This is a genomic window from Rhizocola hellebori (assembly GCF_016862955.1).
Taxonomy (GTDB): domain Bacteria; phylum Actinomycetota; class Actinomycetes; order Mycobacteriales; family Micromonosporaceae; genus Rhizocola; species Rhizocola hellebori.
The window spans coordinates 138,618-161,105 of the sequence record NZ_BONY01000008.1 but is presented as its reverse complement, the minus strand read 5'-3'; the positions used below and the strand labels follow the sequence as shown (position 1 = coordinate 161,105).

The window sequence follows — 22,488 nt, the reverse complement described above, 5'->3', positions numbered from 1 at the left end:
AACCCCGGACGTCAGCGGGTGGTGATGCTGAAGCCGCGATCGGCCAGCCGTTGTCCCATGACCCGCCAGTCTTCACCGGCGCTTGTCATCTCGGGCACCTGGTAGAACTCGTCCAGCGCCGCCCTGGCCAAATCGTCGTCGACGACGGTGATGTCCCAGCGCACCTCTTCGTCGGCGGTGGCGATTTCGAAGTCGGCGAACGGGCAGCACGCCTTCTCCCGCGCGGAAAGGTCCCTCACCCACGCCTCCACACCTTCGGCGGCACGCAGCCGGAAGCGGATCCCTTCGGCCGTGCGCTCTTTGCCCAGCAGGTGCTGCCCGAACAGCCGGCCGTATTCGGCGGTCCGCTCGTCCGGCGTGTCTGGAGCCGTGCTCATGTCACACGCGATGACCGGCCTGTCCGGCATCGAAATGATGTTGTCCTCCACCTGTTGCCACCCTTCGGGATCTGACCGGGGGTGTTGCCCCGGTTGCCCTCCAAACGTAAACTCTGGACTTAGGTCCAGAGTCAAGACGTCGAAGAAATCAGGTCCCATGTGAAGATCGGTCAGCTCGCCGCAGACGCTGGGGTCACCATCGACACGGTGCGCTTCTATGAGCGCCGCGGAGTCCTGCCGCCGGCGCAACGGCGGCCCTCGGGATATCGCGACTACACGCCGGACGCGGTCGAGCGCATCCGCATGGCCCGCATGCTTCAACAGCTCGGCTTCACCCTCGACGAGGTCATCGACGCCTTGCGCGCCCACGACTCCGGCGAGGCAAGTCAAACCAGCCAGCTGTGGCGCATGGAAGCCGTTGTGGACCGCATCGATGCCAAAATCGCCGAGCTGCAGCGGACCCGCCTGAACATCACCAACACCATCGCCGAGTGCCGCGATGGGCGCTGCCGCTTCGCGCCGTCCGGACACTGCCAGGCGCCGTAGGCTAGTGTAGGATACCTACGTATAGGTGCCGCTGGACGGGAGTGCCCACATGGATGCAGCTACCGGGCGTGGGTCGCCGCCATGAGCGATGTGGATGTGCTGGTCGTGGGCGCCGGTCCGACCGGGCTGAGCCTGGCCGCACAGCTGGCGGCCTACGGCACCAATATGCGGATCGTCGACCGCAACCTTGACCGGGCAAGCGAATCGCGGGCGCTGGCGATCCAGCCGCGAACGCTGGAGGTGCTTGCCGGGCTCGGCGTCACCGAGGAGCTGGTCGCCCTGGGCAATCGCGCTGTCCAGCTGAGGATGCACGCGGGGCGGCGCGTGGTGCCGGTCGAGTTGTTCGATATCGGAGTGGAGGATACTGCCTACCCGTTCCTGCTGTTCCTGTCGCAAGCGGAAACGGAACGCATCCTGGGTGAGCATCTTGCTTCTCGCGATGTGGTGGTGGAACGCGGTACCCAGCTTGTCCACATGCGACAAACTGCTGATGCGGTTAAGTGCGTGCTTCGCCACGGCGACGGTAGGCAGGAACAGGTCGACGTGGGATACGTCGTCGGCTGTGATGGCGCGCATTCCACGGTGCGGCAGCAGGCCGGGATAGCTTTCGAGGGCGCCGCGTACCCGCAAACCTTTGTGCTGGCGGATCTGGAGGCTGACGGGATCGAAACCGGTGCGGCCCACGTCTTCCTTTCCCGGCACGGAATGCTGTTCTTCTTCCCGCTGGGCAAACCAGCCACCTGGCGAATGCTCGCCATGCGACCGCGCTCTGATGACACACCCGTTGCGCAGCCCGTCTTTCTGGCCGAGGTTCAGGCGTTGGCCGACGCCTACACCGGGGAAGGTGGGGTGCGGTTGCGCGATCCGGTGTGGATGACGAATTTTCGGCTGCACAACAGGGGAGCGGTGCAATATAGGGCCGGGCGGGTGTTTCTGGCCGGGGATGCCGCGCACATCCACAGCCCCGCCGGAGCGCAGGGAATGAACACCGGCATCCAGGACGCGGTCAATTTGGGCTGGAAACTCGCCCAGGTCACGGCCGGCCTTGCCCCGTTGCGATTGCTGGACACCTACCAGCCGGAACGTGTGCCGATCGGTGCTGAGGTGCTGCGGTTCACCGACCGGGCCTTCACCATCGCCACCTCTACCAACCCGCTGGTGAGCTTCGCCCGCACGCAGGTAGCGCCCCGCCTCATCCCCTTGGTGGTCTGCTCCAAACTGAGCCGCCGGTACGGGTTTCGCACCATTTCGCAGCTGGCCATCAGCTACCGGCGCAGCCCGCTGTCGATCGACGAACCGCATGCTCCTCGCCGCGGGCCGAAGGCAGGCGACCGGATGCCCGACGCACCAGTCATCCACGAAGGACTGCCAACGACTCTGCACACGTTGTTGCGCCAGCCGGGCTGGCATTTGATGCTGTGCGGGCCAGGCTGGCCCGCAGCCGGGGAACTGTTACACCCGCCGCACAGCCGATCGGTAGCGGTCCACCGCCTGTCCGCGACCGGCCGCACCGACGCGACCGGAAAAGCCTTGCAACGTCTAGGTTTCGGCCCCAGCGACGCCGGCCTCATCCTGGTCCGCCCGGACGGATACATCGGCTTGCGCGCTGGCGTCACCGGCCTGCCGAGACTGCACGGCTACCTGAACCGGTGGCTGCAGCCATAGTAAGAGAGGTCTATGGCAGACTCACGTGCCGTGACCTCCAGTCAGCCCGAGCCGGTCGCTGCCGACTCCGACGAGCAGCGCTGGCTCACCGCCGGTGTGACCGGAATCGGCACCGCGAGTTTGCTCGCTGATGTCGGTCATGAGATACCCACAGCGTTGCTGCCCTCGCTGCTGACCTCGACCCTGCAAGCACCCGCGGCCGCGCTCGGGGTGATCGAAGGTGTGGCCGACGGGTTGGCGGGGGTTGCCCGCTTTGCCGGTGGCGCGCTGGCTGACGATCCGCAACGGCGCCGGGCGGTGGCAGTAGGCGGATACACGGCCACCGCGGTGCTTTCGGCGGGCATCGCCGCCGCGCAGAGCGTGTGGCAGGTGGGGCTGCTGCGCAGCGGCGCGTGGCTGGCCCGTGGGCTGCGGGTGCCGGCCCGCAACGCTCTGCTCGCCGATGTCGTACCCGCTTCCGCTTACGGGCGCGCCTACGGTTTCGAACGGGCCATGGACAACCTCGGCGCGATTCTCGGCCCGCTGCTGGCCTTGGGTTTGGTCGCCGTGGTGGGAGTGCGGTGGGCGATCGCGCTATCGGTGATTCCCGGTCTGCTCGCGGCGGGAGCGATCGTCTACGCGATCCGGCATACCCGCCGCGCCGCCGCCCGCCCACGCACCCCGATCCGGTTCATCGTCCGTCCGGTGCTACGCGGGCGGTTGGGCAGGCTGCTGGGTGCGGTGGCCGCGTTCGAAGTGGGCAACATCGCAGCGACATTGCTCATCCTGCGCGCCACCGAGCTGCTCACCCCTCAGCACGGCAGCGCCACCGCGACCACCTATGCGATCGCGCTCTACATCGGCTACAACGTGGCCGCCACGCTGGCCAGCATCCCCGCCGGAAGGCTGGCCGACCGTCTCGGCGCGACCGGCCCGGTCGTCGTGCTGACCGGCGGGGTGGCCTGTTTCACCTTTGCCTACACCGGTTTCGCCCTCGCTCCGGCCTCGGTCGCTGTGCTGGCTTTACCGTTTGTGCTTGCCGGGATCGGCATCGGCGCGGTGGAGACAGCCGAACACGCCGCAGTCGCCGCGATGGCGCCGGGCGACATTCGCGGGTCTGCCTTCGGCATGCTCGCCGCCGTCCAGTCGCTGGGCAACCTTGCCGCCTCGGCGATCGCGGGTCTGTTGTGGACGGTCCTCTCGCCCGCTGTCGCCTTCTGGTATCTGGTCGGATGGATGCTGCTTGCCTTGGCCGGCCTGGCGTTCACCCGCCGCTAGGTTTGCTGCCCACCGTCATGAGTGTAGGATAGCTACCTATGAAGGCGGATTCGCAAGCCCTCAAAGGCCACCTTGATGTGCTGCTGCTGGCCACCCTCGCCGACGGGCCGCAGCACGGTTACGCCGTCAAAGAGGCGCTGCGCGACGGCAGCAACGGCCGTTTCGATCTGCCCACCGGCACCGTTTACCCTGCGCTGCACCGCCTCGAAGCCGCCGGCCTCATCGCCGGAAGCTGGTCGGTGGTGGACGGACGACGCCGCCGCAGCTACCAGCTCACCGCCGCCGGTGAAACCAAGCTGGCCGGCGAGCGCACCAACTGGCGTGAGTTCGCCGCCGCTGTCACCGCGATGCTGGAGGCCAAACCGTGGCCAGCCACCACCTGATCGAGACTTTTCTGGCCGGCCTCGCCCGCTGCCGTCTGCCCGCCGACGCCCTTGACGAGCTCGCCGACGGGCTGGCCGAGACTTACCACCATCACCTCGGCACGGGCCTGTCGCCGCAGGACGCTGCCGCAAGGGCGTTAGCCGAATTCGGTACCACAAAAGAAATCAATGCCGCATTTGCCCGGCACTCACCGGCACGGCGGGCTGCGCGCCTGATGCTTGTCACCGGGCCTGCCGTAGGGATGTGCTGGGGCGCCAGTCTTGTGGCTGCTCGCTTTTGGACCTGGCCCATTCCCAGGCCCGCCGTCATCGCCTTCGTGGCAAGCCTTTTGGCCACTATCGCGGTGCTGGCCGCCGCGGCAACCAGCAACACCTACTCCCGCACGCGTATCGCCGTGATGGGCGCCTGCGCCATGAGCCTGCTCGACCTGATCATGCTCTTTTCCATCGGGTACGCGGCGCCAGGCTTCGTCTGGCCCATGGCGCTGGCCGTCCCAGCCAGCATCGCCCGCGTCGGCCTGACGTTACGCCAGCTGCCCATGCTGGTCGCTCGATAGCCGCAGGTTCAGACCCGCGATAAGTTCGGCGGTCAGGGCACGGAGCTCCGCGAGGACTTGCGGGTCGGGCCATTCGTGGGTGAGCATCCACTGCCGGGCCTCGGGGATATCGCAGTCGATGGCTACGACCATGCCGTTGTGGGTGTCGCCCAATGGGCGAGGGGCGGTGGTGTCGAGCTCCGCTGCCGCGGGGTCGGCAACCAACATTGATGCGGCGGCCGCACTCGGTTGCTCTTGAGGCTCGATACCGGCGGAGGTTGCCCGCCAGCCGGGTGGCGCGGCCGCATTGAACAGGGCCGCGGCGATGCGGCTTTTGCCGGCGCCGTGTTGGCAGACAAAGGTGACCAGACTTTCCATGCGCTAGATGTAACCACGGTTGCATCAGAATTGAAAAGGTGCGATGGTGAACTCCGAGCCGGCGGTCGTCGACCGTCTAGATAGGACATCGCCCACCAAGCCCAGGGGAGGCTGCGACATGATCAGCTGGATGGTCATCGGTTATGGCGCGGCGCTGTCGGCGCTGCTGGCCGCAGCCCTGGTTGCGCTCGCTGCGCGCGGTCACCGGGTCGCCGCTGGAGTGGGAGCTGCCCTGGGCGCCGCAGTGGGGCCGATCGCCTGGAACGCGATTCTGCGGGCGACACACGCCGACAGCTTCTTCACTGACGCGCCGATCGCGGTAATGCCAGCCAGCTGGCAGGACACCGGCTCCGGGGTGTTTGCGATCGCCGCCACAGCGCTTGTGCTCGGCCTGGGCCCGTTGAGCGGCGAGCCCGCCCGCCGCGCGGTCAGCCTTTCGCTGCTGGCAGGTCTAGCGGCGTTTCTCGTCGATGTCTACCTCTACTGACGCCGGCATGAGCACATCGGATGCCGATGACTCTGCGCCTGATATCCGCGCCGTGCCGATGAAGGTGTTCCTGGGCTACTTCCTCGGCCTGGGCGCCTGGGGCTTCGGCGGTCCGATCGCCACTGTCGGCTACATGCAACGCGACCTGGTCGAACGGCGCAAATGGCTGTCACCGCAGGACTTTCTGGATGGGGTGGCGCTGGGGCAGGCGATGCCAGGACCCCTTGCCGCGCAGGTAGTAATGTGGCTCGGATTCCTTCGCGCCCGATCCTGGGGCGCGCTGGCCGCGGCCATCGCGTTCATCGCCCCGTCGTTCGTCGTGGTGCTCGCTGTGGCGGTCGCCTATGGCCGCTATCAGGGGTCGAGCCTGGTGCAGGCGCTGTTTTACGGCATCGCTCCGGCGGTGATGGCCATTATCGCCATCGCCGCTTACAAACTGGCCCGGATGACCAACCGGCGTGACTGGCGATTGTGGACGATCAGCGTCGTGCTGGCGGTGGCGACCGCGTGGACCGGAACGGAGATCGCCCTGCTCTTCCTCGGCTCCGGCTTCGTGATGATTCTCGTAGACGCGCCCCCGCGCTGGTTTCGCCGCCGCGACCGACCGGCGTTGACAATCGCCCCCGTGGCCGCGATCGCCTGGCCGGTCAAAGCACTCGCCGCCGCCACCGGAGCCGGCACATTGCTTACCCTGGCTTGGTTTTTCGCCAAGGCCGGAGCGCTGACCTTCGGATCGGGGCTGGCGATTGTGCCATTTCTGCGCGACGGGGCTGTACACCAATACCATTGGCTGACCGATGCGCAGTTTCTGGACGCGGTCGCGATGGGCCTGATCACCCCGGGGCCGGTGGTCATCACCGCCACCTTTGTCGGCTACCTGGCCGCCGGATGGCAGGGCGCAATCGTGGCCACCGTCGCCATCTTCACCCCGATCTTTCTCGGCGTAGTCCTGCCCGGGCCGTGGTTCCTGCGCCACCGCGACAACGCTCAGATCCAAGCGTTCGTCAAGGGCGCCACAGCGGCTGCGGCGGGCGCGATCGCCGGCGTCGTCGTCGTGTTGTCTCAGCAGATCGTCACAGACTGGGCCACCGCCGGAATCGCCGTAGCGACACTGGCTGTCCTGCTGCGCTGGAAGATTAAGGAACCGTATGTGGTGGCCGCGGGCGCCATCGCCGGGATCATCCTGCACTGGCCTTGGTAACCCGCCGAGAAGGGAGTCGATCGTGGGCCGCGCCGACGTCTATCTGCAACCGCATGCTCCCGATCCGGTGCTGTCCGACGAACTCATCGTGCGCCTGACTCGGCGCCATGTGTCCAATGTGGACCATGTCACCGGTGTGGACGAGTCGGGAGGGGAGGCGCGTGCGTATCTGGTCGATGACACGATCGTGGTCAAAACCCAGCGCCCGCACCGATTGCGCCCACGCACCAGCCTCGCCAAGGAGGCGTATTTGCTTGACGCGCTCGCTGAGCCGTTGAGCGGCTGGATTCCCCGGCTGCTGGGCTACGACCGCACCGACACCGACCAGGGTCCGGTGGAGTACCTGTGTATGACCCGAATCCCGGGCAACGCCTCCCTTGATGCTGCGGCACAGCCGGATCTCCTCGCCGAGCTCGGCGCGCTACTGCGCCGGCTGCACGCCACATCAGTCGACATCAGCCGGCTTCCCACCGACAACGACGCTGCCGCGCTGCGCAACCGATTTGAACACGGATTCGCCGATATTGCCGATGGTTTTTCCTTGGTACCGCTACCGCTGCCACTAAACATGGTGATCAGTCGATCGCTTGCCGCGCTGCCCGAAACCCTGATTCAGGCCCCCGCACTGTTGCACTCCAATCCCGGCCCTACCCACGCGTTCGTCGACCCGGGCACAGGCCAACTCACCGGCCTGATCGACTTCGGTGACTCCTATGCCGGCCATCCCGCGCTCGACCTGCACCGCTGGCCCGACCCCGCCGATCGGATCCTGCTACGTCATGCGTACCTCGATGGGGCCGTCCCTGCGCGTGAGTTCCATCAGATCTGGACCGTGGCGATGATCTGCACCGATCTTGCGGTTATCGCTCGCGGCGCGTCGCACACCGAAGCTGCCACAGCGGATCTGGCACTGCGCCTGGAAGACCTGTGACATCTATTCTTCCGACCGCCGGCGGACGAGGTCTTCAAGCATAGTTTGGATCTGCGCGACATCGGGATGGCTGCCCGGCCCCGCAGGCCACTAGGCGGGCTCGTGCCCCAGCTCATGGGCGCGCGGATCAGCCAGGCACAGGCGCAGCGATCAATGTGAATATGTTCACGGGTCGCCCACTTCATGTGCTTACTATGGCAGCAACCAACTCGTGTGCTTCCTTCCGCTCAGGTGTCGGGAAATAGTCGCGCCTTCCGATGCGATGCAGCCTGTCGAGCAGCCGCCGCTTGACCGCCCGGCGGGCCGAGTCGTCCAGGTCACCAGCTGATCGAGCCTCCTCGATGACCTCCGCGTATTCGTCGATGCGCGCCTGGGTCAGCTCGGCGACCAGATCCCGTCCTACCTGGATCACGCTGGGCCGGGCCAGCCAGGTGGCGGCGACCCCGCCCGCCTCTGCGATCTCGCCCGCCAGCCACTCCAGCTGTTCCCGGGTGCGTGCGTCGTCGGGCAAGGCGACCAGGCCGTCGTTGATTTGCGCCACACCGAGCCGCTTGAGCTTTCGCCAGGTCGCGATCCGCGGCGTGGACGGCTCGCGCGGCAGCCGGTACGACAAAAGCACCCACTCGGTCGGCATGGCCGAATAGTAGCGGTTTATCCACGGCCACCAGGCATCCGAGCCGGTCAGATTCCGCGGACCAACGCCGGGCCCGGCCCGGCGTTGGTCGGTCGAACATCCGCAGATCCATAAAGGTTTTGCGGCTAGAGATAGGTGAGGGCTTCGCGGACGGTCAGGCGCGCGGCGCGTGCCGCGGCGGCCTCGGTGGCCAGCATGGTGCCGAGCACCGCCAGGCCCAGCCAGATGGCCGCGGCCGGTAGGGACACCCGGTAGGGCAGTGGCGCGGCGAAGAACAGGTTGCCCAGGCCGGCGCCGAGGATTGAGGTAAGCGCGAGGGCCGGGCCGATGGCGAGCAGACAGCTGATTATGGCAAGGAAAACACCTTCGGCCACGACGATGCGGCGCACCGCTTTCGGGCGGGCGCCGATGGCGTGCATCACTCCGAACTCGCGGATGCGGTCGAGAACGTTGGCGCTCATGGTGGAGGCCAGACCGATGACGCCGACCACGCCGAGGGGCAGAGCGATGCCGAGCAGGATGAGGATGACCGGGCCGAGGTGGCCTTCGGAGATGTCCTGGCGGCGGCTGACCGACTTGGAGGAGGCGACGCCGACCCCTGCCGCGGTGAGCGCGGTGCCGACCGCGTCGGCGGCGGTGCGGCGCGCCGTCTCATCGTGGTTCGTGGTGACGATGCGGAGCTGATTGACCTGCGTCGGCTGTCCGGTGGCGACAGCCAGCCCTTCGGCGGTGGCATAGACGCCACCGGCTCCGCCCATACGTTCCTCCGCGATGCCGACCACGCGCCAGGTCGTGGCTTGACCGCCGATGATGAGCTGCACGGTGTCGCCTGCTTGTACGCCGGGTGCGGTGCTGGCGCGGGTGATCTGGTTGAGCACCAGCGCGCCGGTCTCGCCGGGGTTGAGCCAGCGGCCTTCGAGCATCCTGGGCCGCGGGAAGGTGATGGCATCGGCCGGTATGGCGGTGACAGCGATCCGGCCGTGCCCCTGGTCGGGGTAGGTGCGGGTGATCGGGATCTTTCCCGGACCGGCGAGCCCGGCCGGTACCACCTGATAGCCCTCGACGGTGTTCACTCCGGACACCTGCTGCGCGGCGGTTTCGATCTGCCGCATCGAGAACTGGCCGGACAATTGAACGTCGAGATCCCAGGTGCGCTGCCGCTCCTGTTCCTCAGAGATGGCTTGGGTACTGGTACTCAGCGACATTCCGGCGACGAACACCATTCCGGCGGTGGCGAGCAGACCTGCCGACAGCCAGAACCGGGCTGGACGGCGGATCGTGTTGCGCAGCGCCATCAGCAGGCCCCGGTCGACAGCGCCAAAGCGGCTGAGCCGGGCCAGCAAAGCCGTTGCCCTGCTTGGCCTGGAGCCGCCGCCGTGGTGGTCGATCGCGGCACGCACGGTGATCCGGCTCACCTTGAACAACGGGACCAGAGCCAAATGCGGTGGCAGAAGCAAACCTGCGGCCAGCACGACAAGAACCGTCCAGCTTGGAGGTGCGAGGCTCGCCGGGGTGATGCCCAGGAAGCCGAGGAAGGTGTCGACGGCGAGCCGGCCGAGCAGGATCGCCGGACCGAAAGCGAGCAGAGTGGCCGTAGCGGCAACCAGCAGCGTCATCGTCAGGTAGAGACCGCCGATGTGGCGGGGGCGGGCGCCGACGGCTTTCATGATGCCGATCTGCGGGATCTGCTGGGTGAACAGGTTGTTGAGCATGTTCGCGACCAGGATCGCCGACAGCAGCAAGGATGCCGCAGCCCCGGCCAGCAGCGAAGCGAGCAGCGCATCGGCCTGCCATTGATGTGGATGGGTGTACGGGCGAGGAACCTGCACCTCACGAACAGCCAAACCGTAGTCGCTCTGCAGCCACCGGCCGACCTCACCAGCGGCGGCCACCAGATAGTCGCGGTCGCGGCTGGGCGTTATCTGCCCTGGCTCAGCCAGCTGGATCTTGAGCTGGTCCAGCTGGGGCTCTTCGCCCGCAGGGGTCAGCGACGCGGCGGACATATAGGCGCGGGCGGTCTGTTCCTGGGGGGAGGGGGACAGGCTTGGGTCATAGACGGTGTCGGCGACCCGCAGGCTCACCTTTGCGCCACCGGGCACGGTGATGGTCACCGTATCGCCCAACGTGATGTCAAGCAGCGCAAGCGAATCTCGGCCCAGGAAGAGCTCGCCCGGCGCCGGCGGCCAGCTGCGTCGGGCCGGGAACATCTTGGCCATCAGCATCGGGTCGTCCGCCGGAGCGACGAAGACCTGGATGGGCAGGTCGCGTGGCTGACCGTTGACCTCCAGCGCGCTGTGCAGCTGGGTACGTCCGGCCGCCTGTATCACGCCCGGTCTGGTCAGCGCCGAGCGGGCGATCTGGGCCATCTGCCCGGCGGCAATGGGCTTGTCCAGCAGGATGGTCGCCGACGCGGGCTCGGTGCTCGCGTAAGCGGCGCCGGTCTCCCGGCCGCTGGCCGCCCAAGCGAAAAGCACCGCCGCGAAAGTGGTCAGGCTCACCGCGATGGCCGCCGCCATCAGCGCCAGCCGTGGCCACACCGCCCGGATGTCACGGCGCAGCTTGATTCTCATCAGCGCAGTCATGCTTTGGTCCCCTGCCGTGGGGATTCGCCTGCCGTGTCGCTGGTGACAATTCGGCCGTCTTGCAGCATCACTTCACGGCCCGCGACGGCTCTGACTTCGCGCTCGTGGGTGACCACGACGATGGTTCTGCCCTCCTTGTTGAGGCTGGCGAACAGCTCGAGCACCGCGGCGGCGGTTGCGGAGTCGAGGTTTCCGGTCGGTTCATCGGCAAGCAGCACCGGCGGGTCGTTGGCCAATGCGCGAGCGATTGCGGCGCGTTGCTGCTGACCACCGGACAGGGTGGCGGGAAGCTTGTCGGCCTGATCGGCCACGCCGACGCGGTCCAGCAGCTGGAGTGCCCGCTCACGACGCCGCCCGGCCGGGATGGTCTTGGCGAAGTCCATGGGCAGCATCACATTTTCGGCCACCGTCAGCGTCGGCAGCAGCTGGAAGAACTGGAACACCAGCCCGATGTTGCGGCCCCGCCAGCCGGCCAGGCCCGACTCGGACAGCGCGCCGAGATCGGCGTCCGCTACCCGGACTGTTCCTGAGGTGGGCCGGTCTATACCGGCCAGCAGATTGAGCAGCGTCGTCTTGCCGCTGCCCGAACGCCCCACCACCGCCACGAAATCACCAGCGCCCACCGTCAAGCTGAGGTGGTCGACAGCGATGAATCGGCCTTGTCCCAACGGATATGCCTTGACAACATCGTCGATTTCTATCGTGTACCGCATCAGAGTTCGCTCTCCGCGGCAATGTTGGCCGGTCCGGCGGAGAAGTGGCGGGCCGGGCCGTGGTCATCACCGAGGACGATCATCACGACGAAGGTGATCAGGACGGCCACGGCCACCACGATCACCGCAATCTTGATCCAGCGCCGAATTCCGCCGGCCGATTCTTGTTCCGTGTCCATGTCCGCCAACCTATGAAGGGATGGCGGGTGGCGAATCGCGCCGCGAGGGGAACTTCGCCGTCCCCATTTAGTCCACGCGGGTCATCCGACGGGGCGACTTGGCGCAGGTCATCGGCCGGTACCCTCAACGGGGTCATGTCTGTTTTCGCCACTGTCCAGCGGCCTGCGTCCGTGCCGCTGCGGCTCAGGCTGTTCGTGGACGCCGTGGTCGCCGCGGTAGCGCTGGCGGTGACCCTCGCCCTGCTGCGCCACGGGGGCATCGTCGCCGCCGACGCGTGGTCGGGCCAGCTCGACCTCTCGGCGGTGACGCTGGCCGCCTGCTCCACGCTGCCGCTGATTGCCTGGCGGCGGCACGCTTTGAGCGTGATGGCCGCCACCACGGCAGCGGGCATCCTGCTGGCCGGTTTGGGTTATCCGGCCGATGTGATCCTCGGTCCCACGATCGCGCTCTACCTGTTGGCGGCCTCCCGGGAGCGACCGGCGCCGTGGACCGGCCGCACCACGGTCATCGTCGCCGTGTTGTTCGTCGCCTATCTGGGCGCGGCTGGGCTTGGGCGGCAAGGCTTTCCGGGCGTGGAGCTGTTGCACACCGGGTTGGCCTGGTCGGGTGCCTGGTTCGCGGGGGAACGCACCCGCCTGCGCCGCGAGCAGATCGCCGAGCTTCAGGCCCGCGCGCTGCGCGCCGAGCGGGACTCCGAACGGGAACGCCAGCTCGCCGTCGCCCAGGAGCGCGCCCGCATCGCGCGCGATCTGCACGACTCGGCGGGCCACGCCATCAATGTCATCGCCGTGCGGGCCGGAGCGGCCCGGCTGCACCATCAGCACAGCCCCCAGCGTTCGCTGGCGGCGATCGAGGCCATCGAACAGCTTGCCCGGCAGACCGCCGAGCAGATCGACCACATTGTCGGCGGTCTGCGGGAAACACCCGCCACCGGCAGTGTCGAGATTCCGGCCGGGCTGGCCTTCCTGCCCACCTTGATTGGCCAGCACTCCGCAGCCGGTCTGGTGGTCACCCTCGATGTCTCCGGCCGGCCGCCCGATTATGGAAGCCCGGCAGATCAGACGGTGTACCGCATCCTGCAGGAAGCGCTCACCAATGCGGCCCGCCACGGTCAAGGCAGCGCCGCAATAGCGCTCAGCTTCGACGACCGCTCGGCCGATCTGACGATCACCAATCCCGTGCCGGCTCAGCAGGAGCCGCGCTCCGGCGGTGGTCATGGCCTGGTGGGGATGCGAGAACGCGTCACCCTGCTCGGGGGCACCCTGCACACGGGCACAGAGCATGGGACGTTTCGCGTCCACGCGCGCATCCCGATCGGCGGGCAACGCTCATGACCCGGGTGCTGATCGCGGACGACGACCACCTGATGCGGGCCGGTCTGGCCGAGCTGCTCTCCTACGACCGCGGTATCGAGATCCTCGGCCAGGCCGGGACCGGGCGCGAAGCTGTCGAGCTGGCGCGCGCCCTGAACCCTGAAGTGATCCTCATGGATGTGCGGATGCCGGACCTGGACGGTATAAGCGCCACACGGCTGCTGGCGCAGACCCTGCCCGAGGTCAAAGTCCTTGTGCTGACGACGTTTGAGCAAGACGACTACATCTTCGGCGCGCTGCGCGCCGGCGCCTCGGGGTTCCTGCTCAAGCGCACACGCCCGGAAGAACTCATCGCCGCCGTGCACACCATCGCCACCGGCGACTGCCTGCTTTCACCCTCGGTCACGCGCCGGGTCATCGCCCGGATGGCCCAGCAGCCGACACCCGAATACACCGCCAACGCCACGCTCGCGCAGCTGACCGCACGGGAACGCCAGGTCCTCGAGCTGATCTGCCGCGGACTGTCCAATCGCGAGATCGCCTCGGCGCTGGTGGTGGAAGAGTCGACAACCAGAACCCATGTCAAGCGGATCCTTATGAAACTCGGCTTACGAGACCGGATCCAAGCGGTCATCTTCGGGTACGAGAACGGACTCGTTCGACCGGCCACATAGGACAGTCCATCGTTACGACGCGACCAGGGCGTCCAACATCCGCCGGAGGGCTTTGCGATCGCCGGTGGTCTCCAGCCGAGCGCCGAGCTCGCTGGTGGAGCGTCCCCCGATCACCAGGGCTTGGAAGGTGGCGGTATCGGTCCGGATGGCCGCGTCCCATCGCGTCGGTTCGCCCCGCTGGATGGTGAGCTCGCCGTCCATGACGCGGACGGTGAAGAGGTCCTCACCGAGGTCGATCATGAAGGTGGCATCGAGGCCTTCCATCCGAGCGGGTTCGAGATGGCTCTTCATGGCGAGCATCAAGGAGTCAGTGCTCAGGGTCTTCGTGGCCGGCTTGGCGGGGGAGCGGCTGCCCCAGCGGCCAAGGTGCACGAGGATCGGCTCGAGCTGGTGGCCCCACTCGGTGAGTTCGTAGACCCAGGCCCGGGTCGGCGGGCCCAGCTTGCGCCGCAGGATCACCTCGCCTTCCTCCAGATCGCGCAGTCGTTGCGACAGCACGGTGGGACTGGCGTTGGGCAGCCCGGCTTGCAGGTCGCTGTATCGCTTGGGGCCGAAGAGGAGCTCCCGGACGATCATCAACGCCCAGCGTTCGCCGATCACGTCGAGGGCACGCGCGGCGGCGCACGGGTCGCCGTAGGAACGGACGGTGGTCATACCTCATCCTACATAGTCCAGATGAGTTACTTGTTTTTATGTAGTAAACGCTACTAAGGTTGCAGTCATGATTCTAGTGACCGGAGCAACGGGCCTCAGCGGATCAATGATCATCCGCGAGTTCGCCCAGCAGAACATGTCTGTCCGAGCGTTGTTCAGGAACCCCGACAAGGCCCAGCAGTTCCACGGGCTGTCTGATGTCGAGCTGGTGCAGGGCGACATGCTGCAGCCGGAATCGCTTACGGCGGCTTTCCGCGATGTGGAGCGGGTGCTCATGATTTCGTCCGCCCGGGAGCGGATGGTGCAGACACAATGCGGGTTCATCGACGCCGCGAAGGCCGCGGGCGTGCCACACATCGTGAAGTACTCGGGCAAGGAGTCCGGCGTCGATTTCGACCCCGACAAGTTCCGGGGGACCCGCGAGCACCTGGAGATCGAGCGATACCTCGAAACATCCGGGCTGGCCTGGACCCACCTGCGCCCGAGCCAGTTCATGCAGTTCTACCTGCCGGGCACCCTCGCCGGCGTGGAAGCGGGCCAGCGGGAGCTGCGCATGCCGATCGGCGACAGCCGGCTGTCGCCCGTCGACATCGAAGACGTCGCCAAGGTCGCTGTCGCGCTGATGCGTTCCGACGGCCACGAGGGCAAGGCTTACGACATGACCGGGCCAGAAGCGTTGTCGATGAAGGAGATTGTCGAGCAGATCTCCGAAGCCACCGGGATCGCGTTCCGGTACACAGAAATATCTCTGGAGGAGAAGCTGCAGGAGTTGCGGGCCAAGGGAATGCCAGAGCCCGCTATCCAGACCCTGAACGAGATATTCGCTGAGCGCAGCCGCCGCCCCGAGTCCCACGTGTGGCTACAGACCCACCGGGCATTCGGCGTGGAGCCCACAAGTTTCCTCGAGTTCGCCCGGCGCAACGCCCAAGCCTTTTTGCGGTAGTGCCGCAGTCACGCCGTCGGCGGCCGGTGTGACTGCGGGCGGCCGAAGTCTGCTACGGCTGGGCGACAAGCCGGAACGACTGAGCCCCGGTGCCATTGCACGTGTATTGCACGAGCTGCACACTGTCGGCGGTAGAGGAGGCCGGCACATCAAGGCATTTTCCACTGTGTACGGCGACGAAGTGGTAATAGCCGTTACCCTCCGACACCGGCGTCCACTGCTGATTGCCACCTCCCACGTATGCCCAAAGGTGCACCACCGCATTGTCCGCAGTGGACACTCCGCTTACATCGAGGACCTGCGCGGAGTTGTTGCGGCTGTTGATGCGCACATTGCTGCCACCGGTGGGCTGGAACTGGTACTGCTGGGCATAGGTGTTGTTGCACGTGTACTGCTGGATCGCCGTGCCGTTGGCTGTTCCCGCGGCGCGGGCGTCGACGCATTTGCCGCTGGTCTTGTTGACGACGCTGTACCAGGTGCTGGGCGAGATCGGCCCGCCGCCTCCCGGATCGGGACAGGTGCCGGCCGTTCCGACAGTGTCCACATGCGACGTTCCAATGCCCCGGTAGGCGTTGACCCGATTGCGGGCCACGTCACCCGAGATCACCTCATTGCCGGCGAAATAGAGCCAGTCCACCTGCTGGATATAGGTGCTTCGGCCGCCTGAATGGCCGGAGCTGTCAATGAACCAGAGGTTGTAGTTGATAGACATTGGTGTCTCGGGATAGAACTTGTCACCGTGATCGGCGACAAGGGTGCCATCGATGAAGTATTTGACTCGGCCGCCACTGACCTGAGCGACCAGATCGTGCCAGCCGTTGTAGCTGCGCCGCTGGACGGCATGAACGTTGTCGGCGACCCACGGGTCCGGCTGATAGGTCTCCCAAGTGGTTTCGAAGAAGGCAGAGCCTGTCTCGCCCCATCCTCCGTTCGCCAGATACTCGAAGTCGATTTCTCCGTAGCTCGGATCCATCGAGTAGGCCAACGGGGTGATCGTGAAGAAGGTCTCCACGATACGGTCGCCGTCGTTTCCGGCTATCGGTGTATCCGCGAAGCGGACGCGACTGGCATAGGTGCCTTCGAAGAACTTCCGCTGGTGGTAGACCTCGGTTTGGGCAGTCCCGGCGCCGGTGCCGTCGGTGTAGGAGGACAGCTGAAGGACCTTCTGTCCATCCACGACGGGGAACGTGACGTTGGATGCCAGCCAGGAGGCGCCGGGTATCCCCGGCCCGCCCCCACCGGTCCGGACTGTCCAATGACGAGCGGCCAGAGCGGGGTCAGCCGACGAGCTGTACTGAAAGTCGTCGAACAGGACGCTGCACGTGGCAGCGGAAGCGGGTTGGGGCTTGGAGACGCTGATCAGCCCGGCGACGATCAGCAGCACAGCCGCGCTCGCCGCGGCCGGTTTTGGGAACATGAGGACCTCCAGGGGGACGGTGAACATAATGTTCATAGAGGCGTTGAGATAGTGAAATTTATGACTGCGATGCCGCTCGAGTCAATAGTTTTACCGCAAGAGAACGCTCTCTGCCGGGTCCAAAGGGTCCCAAGAGGGGCATAAGGGAAGCGTTTCTACGCGTCTATAGTGGTGCCATGTATGAGGTGCTGACGGTGGTCGCCGTGGTGCTCGCTGTCGCGGGCGCCGCTATTGGACTGTTTGTGGCGGCACCAAAGACCGGCGGTCCAGGTGATGATCAAATTGCGGGACGCGGCGCGTCAGCCCCGGTCAAGCTTGCCTTCGCGGCGCCTTTCTTGGGTGGTGGCGCGGTGTTCGCCTTGGTGGCGATAGCGTTGTCAGTCCTGGCTCGAGGGTAGAGCGGCGCACTGTAAGCGCTTTCTTGGCGCCGATGGCGGCTAGCGTGCGTCGTGCGCTGGGCAGTCAGCGTTTGGTGACGGCCCCGGCGTTGAGGGGATGGCGAGTGGAGCGAGGCGAAGTCTGGTGGGCGATGGTCGGCGACCGTTGCCCCGTCGTGCTTCTCTGCGGCACAGAGGAGTCCGAGCTTCGCGCGATGCAGATCGTCGCGCCCGCGACCGCCCAGCAGAAGCAGGGGTTCGTGGTGCTGTCGGCAACCGAGGCGGCTGACCCCGCGGCGAGGCAGCAGGCCATCAGCTTGGCCGGTGCCGACGTCGGCGGTGTCGGCATCGAGGTCGAGATCGGCACCGGTGAGGGGCTTACGTACGACGGTGTGGTGCGGGTGGCGATTCCCCATCAAGGTCGCATCTTCTGCACCTGGCTGGTGACGTTGACACGGGAAAGCTTGGTCAAGCAAGCCGGGGCGTTGTCGACGGTGAAGCTCGAACAGCTTGCCAATGCGTTGCGGCTGGCCGAATTGGAGTAGCCGGGGAGCTAGGAGATGGGCAAGATCTTCAGCGGTGGTCCGGTGGTCGCCCCGCTGGTCGGCACGACCAGGGCGCTGCCGTCGGGCAGGAATGCCAGATCTCCGATGAGGTGATCGGCCCGCAGCCGGATCAGCTCCTGGCCGGTCTCGGTCTCGAACACGATGATGTGCTTGCGGGCCGAGTTCAGCGCCAGGGCGATCAGCGCGAGCCGCCGTCCGTCGGCAGACAGCTCGGCCGTCACCGCCTGATGGTCGGGCAGGAGGAAGGACCTGACCGGGCTCAGGCCGGGCAGCGGGACGACCGACGCTCCGAACTCGACATCCTGGCCGTGGATCTGCGGCCACTGGGACACGGCCAGCATCGTCTCAGAATCGTTGGTGCTGAGCCGGAATGCTCTAAACGGGAAGACCTGGCGCGGCAGGGTGCTGCCGGGATCGAGCTGAAGGACGCCATCGTCGGTCGCGATGAGCAGCTCGCCGCCGCGCAGATATCGCAGCCCGCCTGCCCGCTGCGCGAGCCGGATCGGGTCCATGGCTTGCAGATCGGCGTCGAGCTGGTAGAGAAGACCTTCGAACATTGAGACGGCGATCTCGGAGCCGTCGGCCATGACCGCCATCGACGCCGGTTCACCGGGTAGCTCGCCCTGATCGATGAGCCGGCCGTCGGCCGCGTCGAAGCGCATCACGACCGCACGGGCGCCGCTGTCGAGGTACTGGCACCGCAGGGCGTACACCGTGCCCGCCGAGCCCGAGCAGGCTACCTGCCGAAACGAGTCGCCCCAACCGGGAATCTCATACGCCCAGCGCTTTATCAGGCTCACGCCGTGGAGGTCATAGGCGACGAGTTGCCCGAGGAACTCTTCATGCGAGCCGGACCCCGCCTGTGGGTTGGCGATCGAGCCGGCTGTGTAAATGCGTTTGCCGTCTGCCGCTACGGCCAGCGTGTCGCAGCTGGCGTAGTCGCCCTCGGTACGGATCTGCTCGACGAAACGCTGCGCCACCAAGGGCGGGTTCAGCTCGATCGCCGACCGCTGCGCCAGTTCATCGTCCCCCTCATCGAGGATGACCAGCACCAGCTGATCGCGGACAGCACCCGTGCCGAAGAACTCCCGCCTGTCGAGCTCGCGCAGGGCGGCGATGACCGCGCTCGCGGCGCTATCGGTGTCGGGCTCGTCATCGAGCGAGCCGAGGTAGGCGCTGACCGCACCGGCGGCGGCCAGCTCGTGGAAGTCCGCGGCCAGCGGGGAATCCTCGACCGAGTAGCGCAGGTCTTCGCGGGCCTCTTCAAGCGTGTCATGGTGTCCGCCGTCGACGTAGTCCTGAGCGACCTCGGCCAGGCCCTGCTCGGTGAGGACATGCGGGACGAGATCCGCATCGCCGCAGCCCATCCCGTAGACCACCAGCGCGTAAGGGTTGTGGTCGGGGTAGGTCGCGCGGAACGTCGTCCACGCCCGGGTCAGGTCGTCGACGTACGCCTGGCGCAGCCGCGCGGCAGTCATGCCGAGTGATGATACGGGTTCGTCCACGTCGGAGCGGCCGGCGTCCTAGGGGTAGGGCGAGGTCACGCCGGAGCTGTCGGCTTCGCTGTGGCTGTGCGGGTCTGTTTGCCGCGGGCGAGGAGATATTTGACGGCTTCCATGGTGAGGAACGCGGTGACAACGGCGATCAGGATGGGGGCGGTTTGCAGCGCCCCAACCTGGGTCAGGAAGGCAGCCATCAGCACCATGGAGAATGGCGCGGGCGCGAGTGCCCCCGGGACGGCGGCGAGCAGGCAGGTGAACGCCAGACCCATTGGCACGCCGGGGATGACCTGGTGGACCAGGACTCCGGCGGTTCCGCCGATGAACAGCGAGGGAAAGATCGGCCCGCCGACGAAACCGCTCGCCTGGCTGACCGCGAAGGTGAACATCTTGGCGACCAGGACGGCGGCGATCAAACCCAAGCCAAGGGTGCCCGGGTCTTTGAGCACAGTCTTGAGCTGCTCGCTGCCGGAGAACATCGTCAGCGGCAGTGCCACGCCGACGATTCCGAAGATGAGGCCGCCCAGCGTCGATTTCGCGATCGCCGGGGCCTTGAGCCGGCCGAACAGCCTCGCCGCCGCCCTCATGAGCCCGGCCAGCAGCGTCACCACCAGGGCCGCGAACAGGCCCAGGAGAACTCCGGCGAGCAGTTGCCAGCTCTCGAACTCGTAGGCGGGCACCTGGTAGCTGTCCAGGAAGACAGCACCGGCGATGACGAAGTAGATGCCGAACGAAACGCTTGATGCCACGATCTCGGCGGCGAGGGCCTTGGTGAGCCGCTGCCCGCCCGGGCGGGCAGCCTCCAGGATCAGCAGCACCACGATCACCGTGCTGGAGAAGAGCCCGCCGTAGGCACCGGCGAAGCCGGCCAGCGTGTTGACTTGTGAGTCCTCTTTGCCAAGCGACTTTCGCTGAGCCAGCCAGCTGCCCGCCCCACCGCCCATGGAACCCAGCGCCTTTTCCGGGCCGAGGCTGGCGCCACCGATCAGCGAAACCGTTGAGACAGCAACGATCCCAGGCACGATTTTCCGGTCAACCCGCTCGGTTTGCAGATCAGCGAACAGGCCGGGGACGTCATGAGGCAGGCGGGTCAGACGGCGCAGCAACCCGACCACCGCGCCGGCGACCGCGGCTACAGCCACCCACCACCATTGCCCGCCGAACCAACCCGGATCGGAGTCGTTGTACCACTTGCCCCCGAAGTCGATTACTCCGATGAACACCAGACCGGCGATCGCGCCGAACACCCCCAGGGCGACCGCATAACCCATCAGGGCCCAGAACTCCCGCTTCTGGGTGACCGGTGGCGCCTCGGCCGGCCCGCCGGACAGGCTCACGAGGAGCACCCCGGCAGAGCTGAACTCCCGTGTCGCCGCACGATCCGGCCACCGCCTTTCCCTGCCACACGTTGGCCGGCCCGAGGCCCCGGGTGCGGTCCTCCGCTGACATTCTTCTCCAGACCAGACCTTCTCGCCGACATATGCGCAATCCTGTTCAGCCAAGGAGGTTTACCGCGTTGGCGATGACCAAGGTGAGGATCGCCATGGATATCGTTGCTTGCAGGCCCATCGCGATCTTCGCCCATGGCCGTAACGGCATCACGTCTGTCGGGCTGAACGCGGTCGCGTTGGTAAATCCCAGATACAGGTAGTCGATGAACGTCGGCCGCCATCCAGGCGGGGCCAGTTCCGGGCTCAAATGCTGGGGAAAGGCCAGGTCGGGATAGGGCTGTGGCCGACGGGCGCGATTCAGCGCGCCTCCGCCATCAAGCTCCCAGTAGACAAGGGCGAAGGCGATGTTCGTGTTGAGCCACACCACTGCCCCGGCGACAAGGAGCGCTCGCGCGGTCGGCCACGATTTGCCGCCATCGATGAGGTCAAGCACCAGATGGATCGCCGCATAGCCGGCGCCGGCCGCGAAGATCACCACCATCCCGATCGTCAGCGCGCGTAACAAGAGGTATCGACGGCCGGCCAGTCTCGGGCTGGTCGCCAGAATCACGATCGCGAAAATCCCCAGCATGGCTGGTACCACCCAACCTGGGCCGAGTATCAGCCGCTCTGGCAGCAACACCGATATCGCGAGCGCGAACAGCGCAGTCAGCACTACCGGCCACCGCTGCTGACCGGTAACGGCAGCCTTCGCGTCAGGCTGGGCGTGCTCGCCGCGGTCCATTCGCGTCTCGACCCCGTTTCTCACGGACGGATTGGCGTCACTCCCCAAGTGGCGCGCCAGGTTTCGCCCGGCTGCAGGGTGATGAGGTCGGTGCCGCTGCGGAAGGCGTTTGGCGGGCAGGTCATGGGTTCGACGGCGATGGATCGGCGGCGGCGGGGGTCTGGGACGGTGTCGCCGGTGAACAGCTGCCACCACTTGAAGACCTCGTCGCCCCACACGCGCAGGGCGTGCTCGCCTGTTCGCGACGTCATGGTGACGGCGTTGCCGCCGGATTCGAGGTCGGTGAAGGTGGTGTCGAGCTTCGCCGCGCCGATGGCTCGCGGGCTGCCGAAGTCGTAGTCTGTGCCGGCGACGGGGGCTTGGCCGATGGGCAGGAGCCGGTCGTCGACGAGCAGCCGTGTCCGCGCCCGCAGCGTGATCTGCGTTTCGTCCACAGTGGACTCAGGCAGCCGCAGATATGGGTGGATGCCAAGGCCGAACGGGCAGGGTTGCGCGCTGAGGTTGGTGGCGGCGTGCTCGGCGTGCAGGCCGTCGGGCCGCAGCGACCAGGTGGTGGCTATCCGCAGGTGCCAGGGGTAGCCGGGCTGGGCCGTCAGCAGGCAGACCACCTGGACGCTGTCGGTGGCTGTCGCCTCGGCCCGCCATGGCAGCCAGCGCACGAGTCCGTGGGCGGCGTTGTGGTGCTCGGGTTCGGTCAGCGCGAGTTCGTGCGCCTGCTGCCGATGGGTGTACCGGCCGTCTCGGATGCGGTTTGGCCAAGGAGCCAGGATCTGCCCTGCCGCGCCCGGCGCTACTTCGTCCTGGGCGTACCCGTCCAGGACGTCCCAGCCGCCCACGCTATAGGCGCGAAGCCCACCACCGACCTCTGCCACTACGGCACGCTGGTCGCCGGACGTGATGACCCACTGATCGCCTGACGCCGGCCGGATGCTGGTCACTATCGCACCGTAGCCATGACCGCGAACGATCGTGGATGAAATGCCATTTTCGTGGCAGTAAT

General features: G+C 66.7%; 26 protein-coding genes. 13 read left to right on the top strand and 13 right to left on the bottom strand.

The features are described from left to right. Positions 1 to 11: 11 nt before the first annotated feature. Positions 12 to 428 (bottom strand): hypothetical protein, encoded by a 417-nt coding sequence (locus tag Rhe02_RS08480; RefSeq protein ID WP_203907535.1) that lies wholly within the window; start codon positions 426 to 428, stop codon positions 12 to 14. Between the two features lie 108 nt (positions 429 to 536). Here Rhe02_RS08480 and Rhe02_RS08475 point away from each other — a divergent pair, with 108 nt between their 5' ends. From Rhe02_RS08475 to Rhe02_RS08455, 5 genes are all read left to right on the top strand, one after another. Then, positions 537 to 923: a MerR family transcriptional regulator gene (locus tag Rhe02_RS08475; RefSeq protein WP_203907534.1), complete on the top strand. Its 387-nt coding sequence runs from the start codon at positions 537 to 539 to the stop codon at positions 921 to 923. Positions 924 to 1,004: 81 nt separating this feature from the next. Continuing rightward, the gene (locus tag Rhe02_RS08470; RefSeq protein WP_203907533.1) at positions 1,005 to 2,588 is read left to right on the top strand and encodes an FAD-dependent monooxygenase; all 1,584 of its coding nucleotides are present in this window, start codon (positions 1,005 to 1,007) and stop codon (positions 2,586 to 2,588) included. Positions 2,589 to 2,600: 12 nt separating this feature from the next. Next, complete coding sequence (locus tag Rhe02_RS08465; protein WP_203907532.1) at positions 2,601 to 3,845, top strand: MFS transporter; 1,245 nt, start codon at positions 2,601 to 2,603, stop codon at positions 3,843 to 3,845. A gap of 38 nt (positions 3,846 to 3,883) precedes the next feature. Further along, a complete protein-coding gene (locus Rhe02_RS08460; protein WP_203907531.1) occupies positions 3,884 to 4,228 on the top strand; it encodes a PadR family transcriptional regulator in 345 nt (114 codons plus the stop codon). Beyond that, positions 4,210 to 4,785 (top strand): hypothetical protein, encoded by a 576-nt coding sequence (locus Rhe02_RS08455; RefSeq protein ID WP_203907530.1) that lies wholly within the window; start codon positions 4,210 to 4,212, stop codon positions 4,783 to 4,785. Before Rhe02_RS08460 ends, Rhe02_RS08455 begins: the two co-directional genes overlap by 19 nt. On the opposite strand, the gene Rhe02_RS08450 is transcribed toward Rhe02_RS08455, so the two are convergent. Beyond that, complete coding sequence (locus Rhe02_RS08450; RefSeq protein ID WP_203907529.1) at positions 4,753 to 5,142, bottom strand: hypothetical protein; 390 nt, start codon at positions 5,140 to 5,142, stop codon at positions 4,753 to 4,755. The genes Rhe02_RS08455 and Rhe02_RS08450 overlap by 33 nt on opposite strands. A gap of 118 nt (positions 5,143 to 5,260) precedes the next feature. Between Rhe02_RS08450 and Rhe02_RS08445 the strand changes: the two genes are divergently transcribed. From Rhe02_RS08445 to Rhe02_RS08435, 3 genes are read left to right on the top strand one after another with little or no spacing between them, the layout of a single operon-like run. Further along, complete coding sequence (locus Rhe02_RS08445) at positions 5,261 to 5,629, top strand: hypothetical protein (RefSeq protein ID WP_203907528.1); 369 nt, start codon at positions 5,261 to 5,263, stop codon at positions 5,627 to 5,629. 7 nt (positions 5,630 to 5,636) lie between these two features. After that, the gene (gene chrA / locus Rhe02_RS08440) at positions 5,637 to 6,830 is read left to right on the top strand and encodes a chromate efflux transporter (protein ID WP_203907527.1); all 1,194 of its coding nucleotides are present in this window, start codon (positions 5,637 to 5,639) and stop codon (positions 6,828 to 6,830) included. 22 nt (positions 6,831 to 6,852) lie between these two features. After that, a complete protein-coding gene (locus Rhe02_RS08435) occupies positions 6,853 to 7,761 on the top strand; it encodes a phosphotransferase family protein (protein WP_203907526.1) in 909 nt (302 codons plus the stop codon). Here Rhe02_RS08435 and Rhe02_RS50865 read toward each other — a convergent pair. The 5 genes from Rhe02_RS50865 to Rhe02_RS08410 all read right to left on the bottom strand — a co-directional run bounded on the left by Rhe02_RS50865 (position 7,650) and on the right by Rhe02_RS08410 (position 11,869). Beyond that, entirely contained in the window at positions 7,650 to 7,946 is a 297-nt protein-coding gene (locus tag Rhe02_RS50865) for a chromate resistance protein ChrB domain-containing protein (protein WP_203907525.1), read from the bottom strand. The two genes, Rhe02_RS08435 and Rhe02_RS50865, sit on opposite strands and share 112 nt — an antisense overlap. Beyond that, the gene (locus Rhe02_RS08425) at positions 7,943 to 8,395 is read right to left on the bottom strand and encodes a Chromate resistance protein ChrB (protein ID WP_203907524.1); all 453 of its coding nucleotides are present in this window, start codon (positions 8,393 to 8,395) and stop codon (positions 7,943 to 7,945) included. Before Rhe02_RS08425 ends, Rhe02_RS50865 begins: the two co-directional genes overlap by 4 nt. Positions 8,396 to 8,520: 125 nt before the next feature. Then, positions 8,521 to 10,965, bottom strand: coding sequence for an ABC transporter permease (locus tag Rhe02_RS08420; RefSeq protein ID WP_203907523.1), 2,445 nt, complete (start codon positions 10,963 to 10,965; stop codon positions 8,521 to 8,523). 8 nt (positions 10,966 to 10,973) lie between these two features. Next, a complete protein-coding gene (locus tag Rhe02_RS08415) occupies positions 10,974 to 11,690 on the bottom strand; it encodes an ABC transporter ATP-binding protein (protein ID WP_203907522.1) in 717 nt (238 codons plus the stop codon). Then, a complete protein-coding gene (locus Rhe02_RS08410; protein WP_203907521.1) occupies positions 11,690 to 11,869 on the bottom strand; it encodes a hypothetical protein in 180 nt (59 codons plus the stop codon). The genes Rhe02_RS08415 and Rhe02_RS08410 overlap by 1 nt, the downstream gene beginning before the upstream one ends. Positions 11,870 to 12,004: 135 nt before the next feature. Between Rhe02_RS08410 and Rhe02_RS08405 the strand changes: the two genes are divergently transcribed. Together Rhe02_RS08405 and Rhe02_RS08400 are read left to right on the top strand one after the other, a co-directional pair. Then, complete coding sequence (locus tag Rhe02_RS08405; RefSeq protein ID WP_203907520.1) at positions 12,005 to 13,204, top strand: sensor histidine kinase; 1,200 nt, start codon at positions 12,005 to 12,007, stop codon at positions 13,202 to 13,204. Next, positions 13,201 to 13,857: a response regulator gene (locus Rhe02_RS08400; protein ID WP_203907519.1), complete on the top strand. Its 657-nt coding sequence runs from the start codon at positions 13,201 to 13,203 to the stop codon at positions 13,855 to 13,857. Before Rhe02_RS08405 ends, Rhe02_RS08400 begins: the two co-directional genes overlap by 4 nt. A 12-nt stretch (positions 13,858 to 13,869) precedes the next feature. Here the strand turns inward: Rhe02_RS08400 and Rhe02_RS08395 are convergent, their stop codons facing one another. Further along, positions 13,870 to 14,511, bottom strand: coding sequence for a winged helix-turn-helix transcriptional regulator (locus Rhe02_RS08395; RefSeq protein WP_203907518.1), 642 nt, complete (start codon positions 14,509 to 14,511; stop codon positions 13,870 to 13,872). Positions 14,512 to 14,578: 67 nt separating this feature from the next. Between Rhe02_RS08395 and Rhe02_RS08390 the strand changes: the two genes are divergently transcribed. Then, on the top strand, positions 14,579 to 15,454 hold the full coding sequence (locus tag Rhe02_RS08390; RefSeq protein ID WP_203907517.1) for an SDR family oxidoreductase: 876 nt from the start codon (positions 14,579 to 14,581) through the stop codon (positions 15,452 to 15,454). A gap of 52 nt (positions 15,455 to 15,506) precedes the next feature. Here the strand turns inward: Rhe02_RS08390 and Rhe02_RS08385 are convergent, their stop codons facing one another. Beyond that, positions 15,507 to 16,871, bottom strand: coding sequence for an RICIN domain-containing protein (locus Rhe02_RS08385; RefSeq protein WP_239123552.1), 1,365 nt, complete (start codon positions 16,869 to 16,871; stop codon positions 15,507 to 15,509). Positions 16,872 to 17,047: 176 nt separating this feature from the next. On the opposite strand from Rhe02_RS08385, the gene Rhe02_RS08380 reads away from it, so the two are divergent. Together Rhe02_RS08380 and Rhe02_RS08375 are read left to right on the top strand one after the other, a co-directional pair. Beyond that, on the top strand, positions 17,048 to 17,269 hold the full coding sequence (locus Rhe02_RS08380; RefSeq protein WP_203907516.1) for a hypothetical protein: 222 nt from the start codon (positions 17,048 to 17,050) through the stop codon (positions 17,267 to 17,269). 104 nt (positions 17,270 to 17,373) lie between these two features. Continuing rightward, positions 17,374 to 17,793 carry a putative type II toxin-antitoxin system PemK/MazF family toxin gene (locus Rhe02_RS08375; RefSeq protein WP_203907515.1) on the top strand — a complete coding sequence of 140 codons (420 nt, stop codon included), beginning with the start codon at positions 17,374 to 17,376 and terminating at the stop codon, positions 17,791 to 17,793. A gap of 8 nt (positions 17,794 to 17,801) precedes the next feature. Here the strand turns inward: Rhe02_RS08375 and Rhe02_RS08370 are convergent, their stop codons facing one another. From Rhe02_RS08370 to Rhe02_RS08355, 4 genes are all read right to left on the bottom strand, one after another. After that, positions 17,802 to 19,292 (bottom strand): DUF4303 domain-containing protein, encoded by a 1,491-nt coding sequence (locus Rhe02_RS08370; RefSeq protein ID WP_203907514.1) that lies wholly within the window; start codon positions 19,290 to 19,292, stop codon positions 17,802 to 17,804. A gap of 62 nt (positions 19,293 to 19,354) precedes the next feature. After that, positions 19,355 to 20,650, bottom strand: coding sequence for a chloride channel protein (locus Rhe02_RS08365; RefSeq protein ID WP_203907513.1), 1,296 nt, complete (start codon positions 20,648 to 20,650; stop codon positions 19,355 to 19,357). A gap of 157 nt (positions 20,651 to 20,807) precedes the next feature. Next, the gene (locus tag Rhe02_RS08360; protein WP_203907512.1) at positions 20,808 to 21,512 is read right to left on the bottom strand and encodes a DUF1345 domain-containing protein; all 705 of its coding nucleotides are present in this window, start codon (positions 21,510 to 21,512) and stop codon (positions 20,808 to 20,810) included. Beyond that, positions 21,509 to 22,426, bottom strand: a complete 918-nt coding sequence (locus Rhe02_RS08355) for an aldose 1-epimerase family protein (RefSeq protein ID WP_239123551.1) — start codon at positions 22,424 to 22,426, stop codon at positions 21,509 to 21,511. The genes Rhe02_RS08360 and Rhe02_RS08355 overlap by 4 nt, the downstream gene beginning before the upstream one ends. Positions 22,427 to 22,488 lie beyond the last annotated feature (62 nt).